Genomic DNA, 18,955 nt, shown 5'->3' with positions numbered 1-18,955 from the left:
TATTAGAGTCATTTTTCATCAAAAATGTTTCATTTTTTTTCATTTTTTTCAGTATACAGGAAAGTACACACAAAAATATACATTGGGTTGTAAGCAAAATGTAAGTAATACGGTTTATAAGCCCATATCTTCTCTATACCATTTTTGGTAAAGTTCCCAGCGCCTGTCCTTTTTCATCGGAAAGGAGCTGCGGTACTTTGTTATATTCTCCGGAATATCCACCAGCATCATCTGCTCCTGTCCGGCAAATCCGGCAATGCGGCTTCCCAGGGGATCAAAAACTGCACTGTCGCCTGTGTAAGCCGTCTCTTCCTGCGCACCAAAGCAGTTGATTCCGGCCACGTAAACCTGATTCTCAATGGCTCTGGCCTGAAGCAGACATTTCCAATGTGCCCTTCTGGCGGCAGGCCAGTTGGCTGGAACCACAATCAGAGAACACTCCTTTGAGAGCATCTGAAAGGCTTCCGGAAACCTCAGGTCATAGCAGATCTGGATACCTATACACACTCCACGGTATGAAAAGGACGCCAGCTTTTCCCCTGCCCAAAAGCACTTGTCTTCTCCCAAATAGCTGAAAGGGTGCAGCTTGATGTAATCAGCCGTCACCCTTCCCATATCATCCACCACAGTATAATGGTTCTCTCCCCTCCCGCCCCGGAGTTTGGTCCATCCAAACCCTACTGCGATCTGCTGTTTGGCCGCAAGTCCCCTCATATCCTGAACCGTCTGGCCGTCCGTCTCTCCAGTGGTCCGTATATTCATAGAGAATCCCGTAAAACTCATCTCCGGAAAGAGCACAAGCTCTGCGCCTTTCCCTGCGGCCTTCTCAACCCAGAGACGGGCACTCTCCTTATTTTTTTCCTTGTCTTCCCACATTATCTGCGTCTGGCAAATTCCAAGCCTCATTCTTCTTCCTCCCCTCTGAAGATGCGTATGCAGTCCTTTCCCTCTCTCTTTGCCCGGTACATTGCTGCATCGGCTCCATCAGCTCTAAGACCTTCTTCACTACTCTGTCTCCCCGGTATGCCCCCAGGTATCATTAATGTGATTAATATCATCGATATCCAACATAGCCAGATAGGCATTCTCTCCACGTCCTTCCTCCAGCAGAATATCCAGATACCGCCTAATGGCTGTCCGGTTAAAGATCCCGGCCAGTTCAAAAGGCTTCGACTCGGTGATATCCTTTTCCGTATCCCACTGTATCAGCTGTGAACTTACTAGTTCAGGACAGACCCCACTGGGTGATCCAGGTGGTCAGTTTCTTATCCGCATACACCACGGTCATAAAGATGGGTACCACAAATATGACGCACACGCTGTTGTTTCAATCCACGCTCGGTAATTTAACAGAGTACGACCACATCTTTCAATGCGTTGATTGACTTCATGTCAGTGGGGGTTACCGTTTTCTCTCCGCCCTCCACTGCCGTTAAGCTTGTTTAAGGTGATTCCTCTCGCCACCTGCTTCAATATATTTATGGTTAATATCCCTTACAGCCAGTAAGGAATTATCCATCTTGTTGCTTAAGCTGTTAGAATGTAAGGAGCAATTGGTATATCGGTCGTCCCAAAACATACCAATCTCCGCAACTGACAACAAAATGCAGCCACCAGCCCCACTCTAAAGTGGGTTGTTCTCCATTGTCCTAAGATTTTACCGTACTCGTATCTGTTCATTCTCTGCCCTCATTTTGATACACTTGATTATTATAAGCTGCCTTTGCTTAACAAACGACATTTTTTATTGGCTTTATCATAGCACAATTTTTTATATCTGTCATTGCAGAACTAAGCCTATTGGAGCAGAATTAAGTCACAGCTTTACAAAATAATCAAAAGATCCAACGCATAGACTTACTGTACCATGCGTTGGATCTTTTTTTCTCTTTAAACTTAGCTGCTCTTATTCAAGATAAGCCTGCATTTCTTTTGTATTTTCTGCCTATTCCTGTGCCTGAAGCACGGGGATCTGTGTATTATGATTTAAGATCTCCATAAACTCATCTCCAGTGATTGTCTCATTTTCATACAGATATTTTGCCAGCTCATGCAGCTTGGACATGTTCTCCTGCAAAAGTCCTGCGGCCTTCTGATACTGCGTTTTCACAATATCAATCACCTTCTGGTCAATCTTGGCTGCGGTACTCTCAGAACAGGCCAGGGAGGCATCGCCACCCAGATACTGATTGGTGATGGTCTCAAATGCCACCATTCCGAAATCCTCATTCATACCATAGCGGCTCACCATAGCTCTGGCCATCTTAGTGGCCTGCTCAATGTCATTGGCCGCCCCGGTGGATATGGATTGAAAGACCAGTTCCTCCGCAACACGCCCTCCGGTATAGGTGGCAATGCGGTTCTCCAGCTCTGTCTTGGACAGAATATTGCGGTCTCCCTCATCCACCTGCATGGTATAGCCCAAAGCGCCTGAGGTTCGGGGTATGATGGTAATCTTTGTGACAGGGGCTGACTCGGTCTGCAGCGCCGCCACAAGCGCATGCCCGATCTCGTGGTAGGCCACCACCAGCTTTTCCTTGTCAGAGAGAATCCGGTTCTTTTTCTGATAGCCCGCAATGACCACCTCAACGCTTTCCTCCAGGTCAGCCTGAGTGACAAATTTCCGATTGTCATTGGCTGCCCTTAAAGCCGCCTCATTGACGATGTTGGCAAGCTCCGCGCCGCTGGCTCCCGCAGCCATTCTGGCAATCGCGGCAAAGTTTACATTGTCGCCCAGCTTCACATTGGCTCCGTGCACCTTGAGTATCGCCTCCCTGCCCTCCAAGTCCGGCAGTTCCACGGGTACCCTCCGGTCAAAGCGTCCGGGGCGCAAAAGTGCAGGGTCTAAGGATTCGGGACGGTTGGTAGCAGCCAGTATCACCACACCTTTTCCCCCGTCAAATCCATCCATCTCTGTCAACAGCTGGTTCAGTGTCTGCTCACGCTCATCGTTCCCGCCCATACCTGCGCCATCTCGTTTCTTTCCTATTGTATCTATCTCATCAATAAACACAATACAGGGGGCCTTCTCGTTGGCCTGCTTAAACAGGTCGCGCACCTTTGCCGCGCCCATTCCAACAAACATCTCCACAAATTCAGAGCCTGAGATGGAGAAAAACGGTACGCTGGCCTCCCCGGCCACCGCCTTTGCCAGCAGGGTTTTCCCCGTACCGGGCGGCCCCACAAGCAGCGCGCCCTTGGGCATCTTGGCACCGATTTCCCGGTATCTCCCTGGATTGTGTAGAAATTCCACGATCTCTTTTAAGATGTCCTTTGCCTCATCCTCACCGGCCACATCGGAGAATTTGATCCCTGTCTTGGATTCCACATAGACCTTGGCATTGCTCTTTCCAAAGGCCATAGCATTTCCCATTCCTCCCATCCGCTTGGTCATGCTGCGCATCAGAAGCTGCCCCACGCCCACGATCAGTACAATTGGAAGTATCCAACTGACCAAAAAGCTCAGAATGGGAGACATCTCCTCCACGATAGGCGTTCCGAATGATGTAATACCTTTACTGTAGAGGCGCTCAATCAGATTGGGATCATTTAGGTTCCCGGTCTTAAAATATTCCGGATTTTCTTTGTCCTTATTGCTGAAGATGATCTGGTTTGCCTGAATCTCCACCTCCCCGATATCCCCCTCGTCAACTTTAGACAAAAAAGTGCCATAGTCCACCTCTGTCACCTTAGGGCTGAGCAGTTTAGGAAACAGCAGGGCATTTAGCAGCATCAGTACGATCATGGCCAATACATAGTAAAATAAAATTGGTTTTTTCGGCGGCTTTACTTCCTTCACAAAATCACTCTCCTTTCTTTTGCAGCGCTTCCCGCATCATTGCGGCTGCCCGGGCCAGCAGCTCCAGCCTTTCCGGTTCTTCCTGAGCTATCCCCTTATTGATGGAGCATTGGACAGATTGCTTAACCGTATCCAAGTATTCCCGGCCATTTTCACTCAGAGCCAGATACACCACTCTCCGGTTGCTGGTATACCGTCTGCGCTCCACCAGTCCTGCCTCCTCCAGATCGTTTACCAGGCGTGTAAGCTGCTGCTTAGCAATATGCATCCTGTCTGTCAGCTCCGTAAGGCTGATCTGGGACTCTTTGCACCGGCTGATACAGCACAGGGCGCGGAAGGCATTGGAATCGATCCGGTATTTTCCGGTGTCTACCGGATACTCCAGGAAAATATCATAAATCTTCAAAAGTAAAAAGCAAAAATCAGAGGCTGTCTGCTCACAGTTCTGAATTTCCATAGGCTTCTCCTCCACGGTTTTTCAGTTTCTATGCCCATCATAGCACTCTGATTTCAAAAGTCAATGTGTTATTTACTTTTAACAGTTTGTTTATTATTATTTTATTTTTGCACTCCTGAATCATTTTTTACGATCAGCGCAGTAAATGCCCAGACCTGTTAAATAGCCGCTTATTTTATCTGCTCTCAATACTTCCTATGTTTTTGATAAGCACGGAGATGGTACCGTCCGGGTTTGTGATGAACTCTATGGTGTCCTTATTATCATAGGCCTCCATAGGAATCTTGATTTCAATCCCCGTGTCCGTCATCAAATGCTGCTTGCCAAATTTCTTTGTGGTGTTGGGATTCTGAGGAGCCACTGGCGCATCTGTGAGGTTCCACTTTTCCAGCTTCTCCTCCACCTCCACCCTCATTTCCGGCTTATCCTTAAATATCCTGTCAATCACAACCGGCACGTCCAGGCTGCCTTTCTCGGCCAGCTCCCGGTTGATAATGCTTTTTGTCTCCATCTGTACCTCAAACTGTTCTGACTCGCCATAATACTTTTTCTGGATATCCGAAACCGTCCTGTTTACAATGGCCAGCTTTGTTCTGGGAGACATGGAGCCCTTGCACTTTAGAAACATGGCAGAAAAGTAGTTTGTCTTCACCCCATTGACATCATACTTTTTCTCAATCAGCCTTATGGAATAATCCTCCAGGTTGATCAGCGCTGCCTCCTGAAGCTTTTGCTTATCTCCGGGAAGCAGTGCCTTTTGTTTTATAATATCATTATTATTTCCCCATGGGTCCGAGCTGGTCAAGTGTGTGTAGGAGGTCTTGTAATTCATTTTTAAAAGCGCCAGAAATGGGTGCTGTTCCACCGTGTACTCCACCACCAGCAGATCGGCAGGCGGGATGTCAATATTTTGATTCATGATTGTGTAGAGCGCTTTGCCGATCTCCTGGGATACGGCTGTAAACCTCTGGGAATCCCAATCCTGCAATAGAGCGAACACATCCGATTCCTCCTGCTGAAAGCTGCAGTTTTTCAGGTCATCGCTGGTGGCGGTGCGCAAAATATGCCCCCGCAAAAAGTCCCCGAAATCCGATCCATGATCCAAAAGGGTGTCGGAGAGCACCGGCATCCCAATGGCGGAATCCAAAATATGTACAATGGCATTCTCTATGCGGATATCTTCGTTTTCCATATTGATCTCCTTGCGTCCTTTGTAGTTTTTCCCTGCTTGGGAATGTCATTCGTCACCCTCTCAGTATAGCACAGCAGGTCAAGACACGCTCCATTTTACAATCCGTTCGTAAATGTTCTGATAAACCAGCGCGTAGATGGTTCCGAAAACGTTTGCCAACACCCTGACTGCAATCGCTCCGTAAAGTCCAAAGATACCCACAGCAACCGTCAAGGCTCCCAGCACATTAAATATGGTCTGAGCGCTGTAGCCTGCTGAAAATCCCACACCGATTCCTCCCAAAATACCTACAATCGGCAGAACCTCCTGTGGAAGAATATAGTGGAGAGCCAAAAACAGCAGACAGCCCACGATATTAAAGGGAGCTCTGCGTTTTGCCCGATAGACGGTATCGTGATAAAAAGGCACCAGCATGGACATCACACTGATCCCCACCCACATAACCCGTGGGAAATGAAGCAGGGATGCTATCAGCATTCCCAGGGAAATACCGAGAACAAACTTAATCTGCCACTTTGTGCGCTGTGTATGGATGTCAAACTCCCGGAAGATATCCCTCCATGTCCGCTTGTATGAGATATGCCTGTGTTTTATCCAAAAGATAAAACAACACAGTGCAGCTCCAAATCCAAGTGCACAGACCCGGGCGGCATAATCTCTCCCGGAGACATCGTACCCCTGCAGCAAAAGATAACTGAGTACAAAGGTAAACTGATTGTACATGATCACATTGTGGCATCCCAAGAGTACCATCCCGAAAATGCAGGCTGCATTGATAAAAAAGGCCGGAATAGGCCCTGTCAGGTTCGAGAGCTTGGGGCCAATGATAAAAATAAGAAATACCAGCAAAAGATTCACTGTGCCGTGTGAAGTCCTGATACCAAAGTCAGCCTGGCGCACTGCCAGAAGTGTGAGCAGCACAGCCACACCGGCAATACTGTTGCTGCTGCCAAACACCAGACTGAAGACCGTGACAAAGGTAAAACAGAACCCAACCGTGAGCAGTATCTTAAGCAGATACACAAAAGACCATTTCACCTTCTCCTTCTTCTCCCCGGCCTGACGGATCAGAGCCTTAGAACCTGCTGCATTGAGTTGCAAAGCCTGATAAACAGTCAATGAAATCCCTCCTGTTCAAATGAAAAGTAAAAAGTCGTATTACACATCGTACACACTTTTTCCCCAGGATGCAACCCCGTCAATTATTCACAAACTTTTTGGGATTTATTCCATTTTATTGTAATTATTTGTGAGAAAGTGCAAAAAATATCCGTAGTTTGCTCTAGTCACCGACTCTGAGGCTTGGTACAATAGAGCTATATAAAAGAACAAATTTATACAAGCATGAGGAGATGACACCATGAAGGATACAAATAAACCGAACATTCTGCTGATCATGACAGACCAGCTCAGAGGTGACTGCCTGGGCTACGCAGGCCACCCGGAAGTAAAGACACCTTATCTGGACACTCTGGCATCCAGAGGTGTTTCCTTTGAAAACACCTACAGCGCATGCCCCAGCTGTATCGCTGCCAGGGCAGCCCTGCACACCGGTATGTCCCAGGAGCACCACAGGCGTGTAGGCTATCAGGATGGAATCCCCTGGGACTATCCACACACCCTGGCTGGCGAGCTTTCAAAGTCCGGATACTACACCCAGTGCGTGGGCAAAATGCATGTCCATCCTCTTCGCAGCTACCTGGGCTTTCACCATGTGGAGCTTCACGACGGTTATCTTCACTCCGCAAGATACACGGATGTTCCCTGGCAGGAATCCCAGAAAAACGCAGATGACTATTTCCACTGGCTGAAGCAGGCAAAGGGCATTGACGCAGATGTAACAGACACGGGACTCGAGTGCAACAGCTGGGTGACAAGGCCCTGGATCTATGAGGAAAAATATCATCCCACCAACTGGGTGACGGACCGCAGCATTGACTTTCTGCGGCGCAGAGATCCGGGCCAGCCCTTTTTCCTGATGTCCTCCTATCTGAGGCCCCATCCGCCCTTTGACGCCCCGTCCTATTATCTGGATCTCTATGCCCGCCGTGATCTCACACCCCCCGCGGTGGGAGACTGGGAGGATACCGAGCTTCTAAGAAGCCAGGGCCGGGTCTTTGACTCCAAATGCGGCCCCATGGACCCGGATCTGATTCACCAGGCGCAGGCCGGCTACTACGCCTGCATTACCCACCTGGATCACCAGATCGGCCGCTTAATCCAGGCTCTTGTGGAGCATGGATTATATGAAAATACGCTGATTCTCTTTACCTCTGATCATGGGGAGGAGCTGTGTGACCATCACTATTTCAGAAAGTCCAGACCCTACCAGGGCAGCACCCACATTCCCTTACTGATCTGTGGAAATGAAAAACTGCTTCCGGGAATACAGCCAGGTAGTGTATGTTCGTCCGTTGCGGAGCTTAGAGATGTAATGCCTACGATTCTGGATTTTGCAGGTGCTCCCATTCCGGATACCGTGGATGGAGCCAGCCTTCTGCCTCTGACATCAGACATAAAAAAAGAGGTGCGGACCTTTCTTCAGGGGGAACACGAGTACGGCCCGGTCTCTAACCAGTGGATCGTAACAGAAAAGGACAAGTATATCTGGTATACTCAGACCGGGATGGAGCAGTACTTTGACCTGGAGAAGGATCCCAGGGAGCTGCACAACGAGATTGACAATCCCAGGTACGCCGTCCGTATCAATGAGCTGCGAGGCCACCTGGTAAAGTGTTTAAAAGACAGGCCTGAGGGCTTCTCAGACGGAACCGTTCTGATTCCCGGACGCCCCTACAAGCCCTATATAGAGTAATGCAAAAAGCCTGCCGGCGGCAGGCTTTTTGCATTACTGTCAAATATGGAAAGGCTGCTCTTATATCATCTCCTTATGCCAGACCGCAGAAGCATCTCCATCCGTTCAATTGCATAAGGAAAAAAAGCCCGATAGCTCTCACAGTAATAATTTCTCTGCTTACCGCCCTCCCCCTCTGTGTAGTCTCTCATACAGCCTCCCCGGCACAGGGGATACCACCGGCACTGGGGACAGTCTTCGCCGCGCTCCCTTCCTCTTGTAAAAAATGTATGCGTTACTGAAGGCGCCCCAAATTGAAAGCTTTCGTCCTGCACATTTCCCACCATGCAGTCATCCAGCGCATAGAAATCACAGGGAAATATATCCCCGTTGGCCTCCACCACATTCTGCATGGAACATCTCCCTACCCATACACATGCCTGGGGCTGCCCTCCTCCAAGCACATCCAGCCACTGATTAAATTCCCTCACATAGATCTGTTCTCCCCTCTCAAAATCCTGCACCCACAGGTCAAAGAGGGTCTTCAAAGCGTTTCCGTAGTCCTTTGGGGGCAGTGACCAGGGCTGCGCTCCCCTCTTTTCCCCCAGTGGGTCCAGACAGGGAATATATTGCTGATATCGAAAGCCCTCCTTTTTCAGATTCTGGTACACAGCAGCAATATGCCTGGCTGTCTGTCTGGTGAGCACGCAGAGCACATTTACATCCACTCCGGAGTTTATGAGCTTTTGAGCATTTTGCTTTGCGGTCTCGTAGCTATCCCGCCCCCCTGCATCCCTCCGGTTCCGATTGTGTAGCTCCTTTGTGCCGTCCAGTGAAATCCCCACCAAAAACTTCTCCTTTTTCAGAAAGGGAATCCAATCTCCATCAACCAGGGTTCCATTTGTCTGAAGGGTATAGAATACCTTTGTATTCGGTTTTTTTCTCTCCCTTACCGCTTTTACAAAGCGTTTATAGAAATCCAGTCCTGCCAGCACAGGTTCTCCCCCCTGAAATCCAAAGGTGCAGGAGATTTTGGCACTGTCAAGGGCCTTTTGAATCACTGTCTCTGCGGTCTCCTCTGTCATGCGCCCGTAGGAACGGCAGGACCGTTTTCTGCTCTCATCTTCATAGAAACAGTAGGCGCACCTTAAATTACAGTCAGAGGACACTGGTTTTATGAGTATCTGCAGGTGTTCCATTGTCTGCACCTTCCTCCCTTATTCACACATTCACAGCGCATTACCAGGTCTGTTCACATACGCACATCAAAGGTAATTTACCGCCAAAATGGCAATACCCAGAACAGTCAGCACCGCCCCGGTGGCCCGGTTGAGTACCTTTGGTTCCGCCTTATTGGCAAACTTCGCGGCAATCCTGGCCCATAGCAGGGTGCTTGCAATGCAGGCTGCCAGGCTGAACAGATCCGGCATACCGCCCAGAACCATATGGCTGGCGGCGCCGGTAAAGGCGGTAAAGGTCATGATAAACACACTGGTCCCCACCGCAGTCTTCAGCTCATATCCCAGGACACTGGTGAGGATCAGAAGCATCATCATTCCTCCGCCCGCTCCCACGAACCCGCAGATAAATCCAACCAATGCACCGCACAGCACAGACTGAATAAAGCGCTTCTTGCGGCTCACCGAGGCCATGCTCTCTTTTGTGGTCATTACGGGCTTTACAATAAATTTGATACCTAAAAGCAGTGTCATAAAGGTGGAAAATCCACCCATTGCCTGGCTGGGAACCAGGCTGGACACATAGCTGCCAACCAGAGTAAAGCAGAGTACAGAGCCCATCATGACAAGCCCGTTACGAATATCCAGATTTTTATTTTTCCCGTAGGTATAAGCGGAAACGGCGCTTGCCAGCACATCACTTGCCAGAGCAATTCCCACTGCCTGATAAGGGTCCATTCCCAAAAAGGTAATCAACATGGGGCTGATCACTGCGGCTGCGCTCATACCCGCAAATCCCGTTCCCAGCCCTGCTCCGATCCCCGCTATAAAACATACGATAAACTTGATCCATAAGTTCATTTGCTGTCGCCTCCATCACTGTCATTTTTTAATGCCCGCAGCACATTCAAGTTGCATTTTTCCTGCAGGCTTCGGAGCAGCATCAGCTCCTCCCCGGTGAAACCGTCATAGATGATCTCCTGGAACTGCTTCTGACAGTCCTTCAATTCCCTCACGGCCTCCCCTGCTTCTTCCAGAAGAGTCAGTCTCACCAGCTTCCTGTTCTCCGGGTCCGTCTCAGAGGCCAGGTATCCTCTTTTCCTCAGATTATCCAATGCATTAGAGACATTGGACTTAGCCAGCCCCCGCAGAGCCACGATATCCTTTGCCGTGTTAAATGACGGATTGTTATGCAAAAACAATAGAATATCAATCTCTATCTGTGTAAGCTCATATTTACCAGCCGGCTTTCTGAACATCTGGTTGTACAGCTTTTTATAATAGTTGAGATAAGGCAAAAATTCTGCTTTCATATTCCCTCCTGCAAAATAATGTGCTTAGGAAACTGTACAGTTACTGAACAGTTACGTTCTTTTTATAACAGTTATATTTATAACTCTTATCTCACCTTCTGTCAAGTATTTTATATGCCATTCCGCTACTGCTTTTGTATTTTCCTATATTCTCCCGGCGTCTGGCCGCAGATACTCTTAAAAATCTTACCAAAATATGCCCCATTGGAAAACCCTGCCTGTAAAGCCACCTGCATGGCCGGCAGATCTGTGGTTCTCAGCAGACGCTTTGCCATCTCTATCCGGTAATCCTGCAGATATTCAAATGGTGTTTTATGTATGCAGTTCCGGAAGCAACGCAGACACTCCCGCTTGCTGACAGAAGCTGACAGTGCGATGTCCTCAAGAGATATTTTCTTCTGATAATTTTGCTGGATAAACGCCATCATGAACTGAATCCGTTCCTGGTTCATCCTCGTATCCGGCGCCTCCCGGAAATCCTGCTGTTTCATTTCCTCCAAGAGAAGCAGCCATATTTCGGAAAACAGGTTTCTCGTCTGAAACTCCGTGTCTTCCCTCTTCTGCAGATAAGCTGCTCCCTTCAGCTTTACCAGCATTTCTCTCTGTCTTCGGTTCACCCCCCTGATCTCCAGGATCTCCAGCTTTTTATTCTGCAGAACAGGCTCCACATATTTCGTGGCAAAGACACTCTTAAAATGTCCGTACAGAAAAACCGGGTGAAACAGATGTGAATCCATGACAGCCGGCAGCTCCTGTTCCATGGTGCATAATACATTGGAGTTGATAAAAAAGCCTTCGTTTTTGTGAAACAGATAAGTTTCATTGGGGGTAATCAGCTTTACTTTCCCACTCACAACATAGTTGAACTCCAACTCCTCATGCCAATGCCATGGAATCTTTGTAGCGGACAAATTTGCATAGTGATAGACGTAGGGATAATCCGGTGACAATCCCTCGATTTCTTCCAATTGGTTGTCCTTCAGCCTTATCTTCACAACGCCCTCCCATTTATAATAGTTTTTCGGTTTCTTGTCTTTATTTTTATATAATTTGTCTAAATCTATATATTAATAATATCATTTTACAATTATAATTATAGTATAAAAGACAATCAAAGTAAACGGAAAGGAGCTGTTGCCTGTGTATTTTGAAACATACGAGAAAATAAAACTATATGCCAGTCTTTACCCTGAAGAATTTGACTCGCTCACACAACAGGAACTTGACACCTTTCGTTCCTCACTAAACAAACAAAAAAACCAAACAGACAGCTGCGACATCAGTGTCTCTGCTCCTCCAGTGCCAGACGGCCCTACAGACATATTGAACAACTAGTGTACTGTGAAGGTACTGGACAGTTACGACTAATCAGCAGAGAACAAAACGGTCCCTTCCTTTATGGTCCGAAGAATACGTATCTTAGGAATCTCCTCCGTTTCCACTTCCAGCGGGTTTCTGTCCAGAATCACAAAGTCTGCACGCTTTCCCGCCCGGATGCTGCCCTTTTCGGCCTCCTCGGAATACTGGTACGCTGCATGGATGGTCACTGCCTTCAGGGCTTCCAGCACTGTCACAGCCTCCTGGGCTCCCAGCACCCACCCGGACCGGGTTTTTCGGCTGACAGCGCACCACACCGTTTCCAGCATATTTGGCTCAATCACAGGTGAATCCTGATGAAACGTAAAACGAATTCCCTCCCGAAGCGCTGAGGCCGCCGGGCTGATCACTGCAGCTCTCTCCTCCCCAAAGTTTTTCCTGTGCACATCTCCCCAATGGTAGACATGCGCCACAAAAAAGGATGGGAGAATCCCCAGCTTTCTCACCTTTGCCAACTGATCCAGTCCCAGCAGCTGGGCGTGTATCATCACAGGCCGAAGCTTACGAAAATACGGATATTTCTCCTCCGTCTCCTTCACACACCGAATATACTGGTCCGCTGCCGCGTCACCGTTGCAGTGGGCCAGGATCTGCAGTTTTCTTTTTGCCGCTTGTGCAAGCGCTTCTTTCACCTTCCTGTCCTCCATGGTACCGTATCCATAGTACCCCTCCTGAAGCTGATATGGCGTCCTCATCCATGCTGTCCTTCCCTGCGGCGAGCCGTCCAGAATCACTTTGATGCCGCCGATCCGGAAGTTGCGCCAGTACCTTCCCACGCTCTCAGGAAACGCCTTCTCCAACACATCCAGCTCGTCCACGGCAGGATATCCCACCACATCCAGCTTCAGCTCATCCTGCGCAAGCCAATGGCGGTAGAGCGGAATCATCTGCTCCACCATCATTCCGTCCTGGACAGTGGTGATCCCATAGCCCGCATACTTCTCCTGGGCCTTCCTGCATGCGTCTGTCAGCATCCCGAGATCCGGCATAGGGATCTGCTTTAGATAACTGACAAATGCATTTTCCTCCATGTATCCGGTAAGTTTGCCCTCAGCCTGCCCGATCACGCCCCCCTTGGGCGGTTCTGTCTGTGTGGTGACTCCCAGGCGGTTCAGAGCGCAGGTGTTGAACACCCCCATATGGCCGGACTTATGCTGAAGAACCAGGGGATTCTCAGGTGCGCACTCATCTAAAAATGCCAGGGAGGGGTGCTCTCCATTTAGGAACAGATTGTGGTCATATCCCTTTGCGCTCACCCACTCTCCCGGCTGTACCTGTCTCTCCTCCATAAATGCTGTGATCCTACTGTGCACCTCCTCCAGATCCGCAGCCTCCTCCAGACCTACCTGCAGCTGTCCATAGGCCAACCCTGAAAAATGGCTGTGCGCGTCAATGAAAGCCGGCAGCATCGCAGCCCCCTGTAAATCTATTATCCGAGCCTCCGGCACCCTTTCTTCCAAATCCCGGAGACTACCGGTTTCCACAATCCTTCCATCCTCAACAAGCACTGCCTCTGTGTAGAGTGTCCCCTCCTCCATGGTCAGTATTGTGCCGTTACAAAAAATCTCTCCCATAATTGTACCCCTTTCAAAAGTCTGTTTCTTACCATCCTTAACAAAAATCCCTCCTGCTATACACAGAAGGGATTCCTTTTATACAATACCGTATATCACTCCACCAATATGGCATTTGGATAGATTTTTTCCATGCGTACATCCGTAAAATGCTCATCCAGGAACCTGGTGACCGTGCTCTCCTCTGTCTTGGAGCCGGTGTGCCGCTCCGTATAGCGGTTTAATGCCAGCCCGGAAATCACAATATTGAAAGCCATAAATACAATCATTATCCAGGCGGCAATCATACCTGGTTTTTTAGGAATCTTTTCTATCCAGACTGAGAGGCGGGGATAGATCAGCTTCATCCACACCACTGCGGCGATTCCCCAGAAAAAGCAGTACAGAAGGTTGATCCTGCCTCCCAGATTAAAAGGGATGTCGCTGTAATCCCAAAATACGGTGCCGAAAACAAGCTCCGTGAAAACACTGCATATGTACTCGTAGGCGCCCCCCAGCACAGTGCCGAACATGAAAATATATCCGTCACTGCGACTGCGGTATTGATACAGTATGGAGGTCAGAAGAACACATCCCAGCCCCCATACAATACTAAAAGGACCATAGACCACACTGCTGCGGCTCATCAGTCTTCCGGTGGTAATCAGGCAGAAAATCGTCTCTGTAATATCACCTAAAAACGCCCCTAGGAAGAACAGACAAACCAGCTTATAGAAGGAACAGCCTACCGCAAAGACTCCGGCCTTCTCCCTGGCTTCCTCCTGCTTTTTCTCTTTTTCCTGACGCGCTTTGACCAGTTCCCTGGCTTCCAGGCTGGGGTAAGCCTTGGCCATATGGCGCTGTACCCATCCAGCCAGCCCCTCACCCATAAGGTCCGCCGTTTTCTGAAGATTTTCTGATACATCCTCAATGATGAAAACTTTTCGCAGCCGGGAGTGTACTGCCGCAATACCGGTCACTGTCCCCACCAGATCCAGTCCCACAATCACATAGCAGGCAATCAAGAATATCTGGCCCACACCGTCCGGTATAAAGGAAATTGCCTTTTTCAAAAACGGGTTGGCAAACGAGATGCACAGTACTGAGGCAATTCCCCACACAACAGTAAAGGGGAGATTTACATAACCGCCGAACTGAAATCTCTTTCTGGAATAGTCCCACCATTTTCTGTGAAAAATCCGCTCCAACACAAACCCTGTGAGAAGCGTCACTCCAAAAGACAACACCACGCCACCCAAAAATAAAAAGAACAGCTTATTTCGCAGCTCCGGAAGAAAAACCGCAAATGCAACGGCGCCGAGTCCATAAGCAGGACAGTAAGGCCCATACAAAAAGCCCACATCCACAAACTTCTTCTCCCGTACTGCAGCCACCGCTGTCCCCACAGCCCACCCCGCAAACGAGTAAACCAGGAAAAACCACAACAGATGATAGATTGAGTATTCCAAATCTCTCCCCCTTCTTTTGTCACTTTGGCGTCAATAGAGCGCCGTTCTCTGTTTGTATCTAAAATAGCCGGTTCAAATGAGATTACTCTGCCTCTGTCTCCTGATCCGCCACCTCGTGATCCAGAAAGAGGATTCCGTCCAGATGGTCCAGCTCATGACAGAGACATTTTGCCATCTCGTCCTCCCCTGTAATATGCAGCGGATTTCCGAGTTCATCCATGGCCTCCACCTCCACTTTTTGGGGACGCAGTGTTTTAGCCGTCCGCTCCGGAATGCTCAGGCATCCTTCCATACATATCTGGCTGCCCTCCGATGCCACGATTCTGGGATTCACCAGCTTCATGGTTCTCCCCATGTAATCAATCACCACCAACCGTTTCAGTATTCCAACCTGACAGGCAGCGAGCGCAGCACCGTTCCCAAGTTCATGCAGCGTATCCATCATATCGTCCAGAATCTGATTTATTCTGTCATCCACTTTTTCCACTTCTCTACATTTCTTTCTGAGTATTGCATCCCCTTCATACCTAAGTTTTCTAACCGCCATCGTTTATCCTCCTATCGCTCCACATAGCAGCTTCCTTTTGCATCTTATTTTTTTAATAGGCCAGTATCTCGTAACCTCTCTGGGTAACCAGCACTTGAATCTCCCACTGGGCGGAAGGCTTCCCATCCCGGGTGTAGATGGTCCACCCGTCTTTCTCATCCATGAAAATATCGTGTCTTCCCATATTTACCATAGGTTCAATGGTAAAGATAAACCCTGGCCGCATGATCAGCCCTGTCTTAGGACGCGTGACGTAACCCACCCAGGGGTCTTCATGAAAGGCAAGCCCAATACCATGCCCTCCAATCTCCCTCACGATTGAATAGCCGTTTGCATGTGCGCAGCGGTACACCGCCCATCCCATATCCCCCATAAGTGCCCCAGGTCTAACCTGCTCCAGGCCTTTTTCCACACACTTCCTTGCAATATCCACCAAGCTTTGCTTTTCCCCTGACACCTCCCCTATGCAGAACATCCTGGAGGAATCTGAGTAATATCCCCCCAGGTTTGTTGAGACATCTACATTTATGATATCACCGTCCTTCAATACAACCTTTTCTGATGGAATTCCGTGGCACACCTGCTCATTCACAGAGGTACACACGCTCTTTGGAAAGCCGTCATAGTGCAAAGGCGCGGGAACCGCCCCGCAGGCCAGCGTCTGGTCGTATACCCACCGGTTAATCTCCTCTGTGGTAATGCCCTCTTTGATATTTGCAGCTACATAGTCCAGCACTGCAATATTGACCCTGCCGCTCTCTCTGATCCTGCTTATCTCTTCCTTATCCTTGACCAGCCTGTCAGGGATTGCCTTATATCCCCTCCGCTGAAGCATTCTGATTCTTTCACCCGTTTCCTCTGGGGTGATCAAATATTCGCGGCGCTGCCTGCACCAGCATTCATTTTTGTTATTCAGGTGTTCCATCCTATATTCACGCTTTCTTCCCCTGTTAAATCAACAATATTCTTTTTATCATCTTACTCGCAGGCATCTTATAGCATTCCCACTTTGCAAGACTGCAGAAAATCATTTTCCTGACTTCGAAAAAGGCACTCCTTGACAAAGAAGTGCCTTTTTCTCACCCTCTGAACTCCGTTTACTTAGGTGTCGGTAGATTCACTGGATTCACCGACACAAGGCTGGATATAATGAATCCCAAAGGACATATTATTCCAAGATCATTATAACATAAATTTTAAAAAGTACGGCAGGGTTGTATTGTATTTTATTTTGTACATTATTCTGAAATTTTTCTTTCTGCTTCTATGGCCATTACTGGGAACAAAGCAAAGCGGAAATAATTCTATGCTGTTTTATGAATGCCACCCCATAGTTACTGCTTCTTCACAACTGGTATCCAGACCTCAAACTTGGCATTCATTGGGTCCGGGCTGATATACAGTTCCACGTCCGGTCCGTTGTCGTACTCATAGCCGGAGGACGGCAGCCACTCTGTGACAATGCGTTTTTCCAACTCCTGAATCGCCTGTGGACACTGGCCTGTTCCCTCAAAGATCGCCCAGGTGAAGGCCGGAACCGTATATTCCTCCCATCCTTCCTCCAGAGCGTCCTCTGTGGCTACTGCCAGATAATACCTCCACTCATTCTCCGCCATACATGCGGACACGCCCAAAACCCCCTGCCATTTGCCGTTCATATGCTGTACCAGCCTGGGAATCGTGCCGTCTGTGGCTGCCTTTTGCCACAATTCGGGCACTGCAGCAAAGTTCTGCTCAATTTCCTTAGCCAGGGGCGCTGCCACTCCCATCACACGAAATGCTTCCTTCTTCTCAATTCTGTAGTTCATCTCTTCTGCTCCTTTTACTGTTATTTTGAAGCTGATAGGAAGATAGGTCTTCAGATATACGCCCTCTTTCCCTGCCAGGGAGGGGGCGATTCCATGGACTGACTGAAAAGCCCTGTTAAACGCTGTGGGCGAGGCATATCCATACTTTAGCGCCACATCCAGTACCTTCTCTCCTGAGAGCAGGTCCTTTGCAGCCAGAGACATTCGTCTGCGCCTGATATACTCTGAAAGTGGCATGTCCGCCATATAGGCAAACATTCTCTGAAAGTGATAGGAGGAACAACACGCAATCCTCGCTGCCTCCTCCGTTGAAATTGTATCCGCCAAGTGTCCCTCAATATAGTCCATTACACTGTTTAATCGTTCGATCCAATCCATTCTATCCGCTCCTTTACGTCTTTTACTATACATGTTTGTAAAATTATTGTCCTCTCAATCCCTGTACGTTTTGGAGAGACTTTTCTTTTAGGATAACATCCCTGGGCTCTGCGGTCTACCCTCAGTCAACGGGAATTTTACACATCTTACCACTTTCCTACATATATTAAAAAGAGTTTAGTCACTTGGGAGCATATTTATGCAGAAAATAGATTTTGATTTCGCGGTCATTGGAGGAGACGCAAGGCAGGTATATCTGGCCTCCAAGCTCTCAAAGCAGGGCTTTCGTGTATGTGCATACGCCCTGTGCAGTGAACAAAAGCAGCCGAATGTTCTCACAGCATCCTCCCTGGAGGACGCAGTGGCTCACTCAGAAACGATTCTGGCCCCTGTCCCGATCAGTAAGGATAGGCAAAATATAAGCCAACAAGCCAAGGCTTGCGACCTTTCCATGTCCCACCTCTTAAATGCCCTGCTGAAAAATCAGCGTTTGTTTGCAGGCTGTATTCCTGCGGACTTTCAAGCAGCCGCCGCTGCAAAGGGCGTTCTGACTTATGACTTGATGAAAGCCGGGGAATTGGCTGTTTTCAATACCATTGCCACAGCGGAGGGTGCTCTTGCAGAGGCAATCTGTAAAAGCAGCCAAAACCTGCACCACAGCTGCTGTATGGTACTGGGCTTTGGAAGATGCGCCCGTACACTGACCGGCTCTCTAAAAGGTCTGGGCGCTCAGGTAACCGTTTGTGCCAGAAATGCGGCCGCGCGCGCGGAGGCTGAACTGAATGCCGACAATGCAATCCCGTTTTCTCAATTGGGAGACTGCCTGCCGGAGTATGATTTTTTATTCAACACAGTCCCGGCCCTGGTTCTCACCAAAGAGAACTTATCTAAATTGAAACCCGGTACACTAATCATAGACATTGCCTCCTCCCCCGGCGGGGTAGACTATGCTGCTGCCAGAGAACTGGGGGTTTCCGCCTGGCTCTGCCCGGGCCTTCCCGGTAAGTATTCCCCCGAGTCCTCGGCCAATGCCATCGCCGACACTGTGCTTTCGCAGATCAGATCGTTTGAAGGTAATGCATGATTATCC

General features: G+C 48.8%; 17 protein-coding genes. 2 read left to right on the top strand and 15 right to left on the bottom strand.

What is annotated here, in order from left to right:
- Nucleotides 1-114: 114 nt before the first annotated feature.
- The 6 genes from AC0THY_RS06980 to AC0THY_RS06955 all read right to left on the bottom strand — a co-directional run bounded on the left by AC0THY_RS06980 (nt 115) and on the right by AC0THY_RS06955 (nt 6,567).
- A complete protein-coding gene (locus AC0THY_RS06980; RefSeq protein ID WP_489993717.1) occupies nt 115-906 on the bottom strand; it encodes a nitrilase-related carbon-nitrogen hydrolase in 792 nt (263 codons plus the stop codon).
- A gap of 99 nt (nt 907-1,005) precedes the next feature.
- Nucleotides 1,006-1,182 (bottom strand): diguanylate cyclase domain-containing protein, encoded by a 177-nt coding sequence (locus AC0THY_RS06975; protein WP_489994153.1) that lies wholly within the window; start codon nt 1,180-1,182, stop codon nt 1,006-1,008.
- 763 nt (nt 1,183-1,945) lie between these two features.
- Nucleotides 1,946-3,799, bottom strand: a complete 1,854-nt coding sequence (ftsH, locus tag AC0THY_RS06970; RefSeq protein ID WP_489993716.1) for an ATP-dependent zinc metalloprotease FtsH — start codon at nt 3,797-3,799, stop codon at nt 1,946-1,948.
- Nucleotides 3,800-3,803: 4 nt separating this feature from the next.
- The gene (locus AC0THY_RS06965; protein ID WP_489993715.1) at nt 3,804-4,256 is read right to left on the bottom strand and encodes a MarR family winged helix-turn-helix transcriptional regulator; all 453 of its coding nucleotides are present in this window, start codon (nt 4,254-4,256) and stop codon (nt 3,804-3,806) included.
- 175 nt (nt 4,257-4,431) lie between these two features.
- Complete coding sequence (locus AC0THY_RS06960; protein WP_489993714.1) at nt 4,432-5,448, bottom strand: nucleoid-associated protein; 1,017 nt, start codon at nt 5,446-5,448, stop codon at nt 4,432-4,434.
- A 78-nt stretch (nt 5,449-5,526) separates the two neighbouring features.
- On the bottom strand, nt 5,527-6,567 hold the full coding sequence (locus AC0THY_RS06955) for an FUSC family protein (RefSeq protein WP_489993713.1): 1,041 nt from the start codon (nt 6,565-6,567) through the stop codon (nt 5,527-5,529).
- 241 nt (nt 6,568-6,808) lie between these two features.
- Here AC0THY_RS06955 and AC0THY_RS06950 point away from each other — a divergent pair, with 241 nt between their 5' ends.
- Nucleotides 6,809-8,263: an arylsulfatase gene (locus tag AC0THY_RS06950; RefSeq protein ID WP_489993712.1), complete on the top strand. Its 1,455-nt coding sequence runs from the start codon at nt 6,809-6,811 to the stop codon at nt 8,261-8,263.
- Between the two features lie 65 nt (nt 8,264-8,328).
- Here the strand turns inward: AC0THY_RS06950 and AC0THY_RS06945 are convergent, their stop codons facing one another.
- The 9 genes from AC0THY_RS06945 to AC0THY_RS06905 form a co-directional block, all read right to left on the bottom strand.
- Nucleotides 8,329-9,441, bottom strand: coding sequence for an anaerobic sulfatase maturase (locus AC0THY_RS06945; RefSeq protein ID WP_489993711.1), 1,113 nt, complete (start codon nt 9,439-9,441; stop codon nt 8,329-8,331).
- 66 nt (nt 9,442-9,507) lie between these two features.
- Nucleotides 9,508-10,281 (bottom strand): sulfite exporter TauE/SafE family protein, encoded by a 774-nt coding sequence (locus AC0THY_RS06940; protein WP_489993710.1) that lies wholly within the window; start codon nt 10,279-10,281, stop codon nt 9,508-9,510.
- Nucleotides 10,278-10,733, bottom strand: a complete 456-nt coding sequence (locus tag AC0THY_RS06935; protein ID WP_489993709.1) for a MarR family winged helix-turn-helix transcriptional regulator — start codon at nt 10,731-10,733, stop codon at nt 10,278-10,280. The genes AC0THY_RS06940 and AC0THY_RS06935 overlap by 4 nt, the downstream gene beginning before the upstream one ends.
- 125 nt (nt 10,734-10,858) lie before the next feature.
- A complete protein-coding gene (locus tag AC0THY_RS06930; protein ID WP_489993708.1) occupies nt 10,859-11,728 on the bottom strand; it encodes a cupin domain-containing protein in 870 nt (289 codons plus the stop codon).
- Nucleotides 11,729-12,097: 369 nt separating this feature from the next.
- Nucleotides 12,098-13,684: an amidohydrolase gene (locus tag AC0THY_RS06925; RefSeq protein WP_489993707.1), complete on the bottom strand. Its 1,587-nt coding sequence runs from the start codon at nt 13,682-13,684 to the stop codon at nt 12,098-12,100.
- A gap of 95 nt (nt 13,685-13,779) precedes the next feature.
- Nucleotides 13,780-15,132 (bottom strand): putative ABC transporter permease, encoded by a 1,353-nt coding sequence (locus AC0THY_RS06920; RefSeq protein WP_489993706.1) that lies wholly within the window; start codon nt 15,130-15,132, stop codon nt 13,780-13,782.
- An 82-nt stretch (nt 15,133-15,214) separates the two neighbouring features.
- On the bottom strand, nt 15,215-15,679 hold the full coding sequence (def, locus tag AC0THY_RS06915; protein WP_489993705.1) for a peptide deformylase: 465 nt from the start codon (nt 15,677-15,679) through the stop codon (nt 15,215-15,217).
- A 52-nt stretch (nt 15,680-15,731) separates the two neighbouring features.
- Nucleotides 15,732-16,604 (bottom strand): type I methionyl aminopeptidase, encoded by an 873-nt coding sequence (gene map, locus AC0THY_RS06910; protein WP_489993704.1) that lies wholly within the window; start codon nt 16,602-16,604, stop codon nt 15,732-15,734.
- A gap of 409 nt (nt 16,605-17,013) precedes the next feature.
- Nucleotides 17,014-17,865 carry an AraC family transcriptional regulator gene (locus AC0THY_RS06905; protein WP_489993703.1) on the bottom strand — a complete coding sequence of 284 codons (852 nt, stop codon included), beginning with the start codon at nt 17,863-17,865 and terminating at the stop codon, nt 17,014-17,016.
- A gap of 199 nt (nt 17,866-18,064) precedes the next feature.
- On the opposite strand from AC0THY_RS06905, the gene dpsA reads away from it, so the two are divergent.
- Nucleotides 18,065-18,949 carry a dipicolinate synthase subunit DpsA gene (gene dpsA, locus AC0THY_RS06900; protein ID WP_489993702.1) on the top strand — a complete coding sequence of 295 codons (885 nt, stop codon included), beginning with the start codon at nt 18,065-18,067 and terminating at the stop codon, nt 18,947-18,949.
- Nucleotides 18,950-18,955: the final 6 nt, after the last annotated feature.

This window comes from Ruminococcus sp. 8Y-12 (assembly GCF_058119865.1).
The sequence above is the reverse complement of the archived record's forward strand: the minus strand, read 5'-3'. Positions and strand labels throughout refer to the sequence as shown.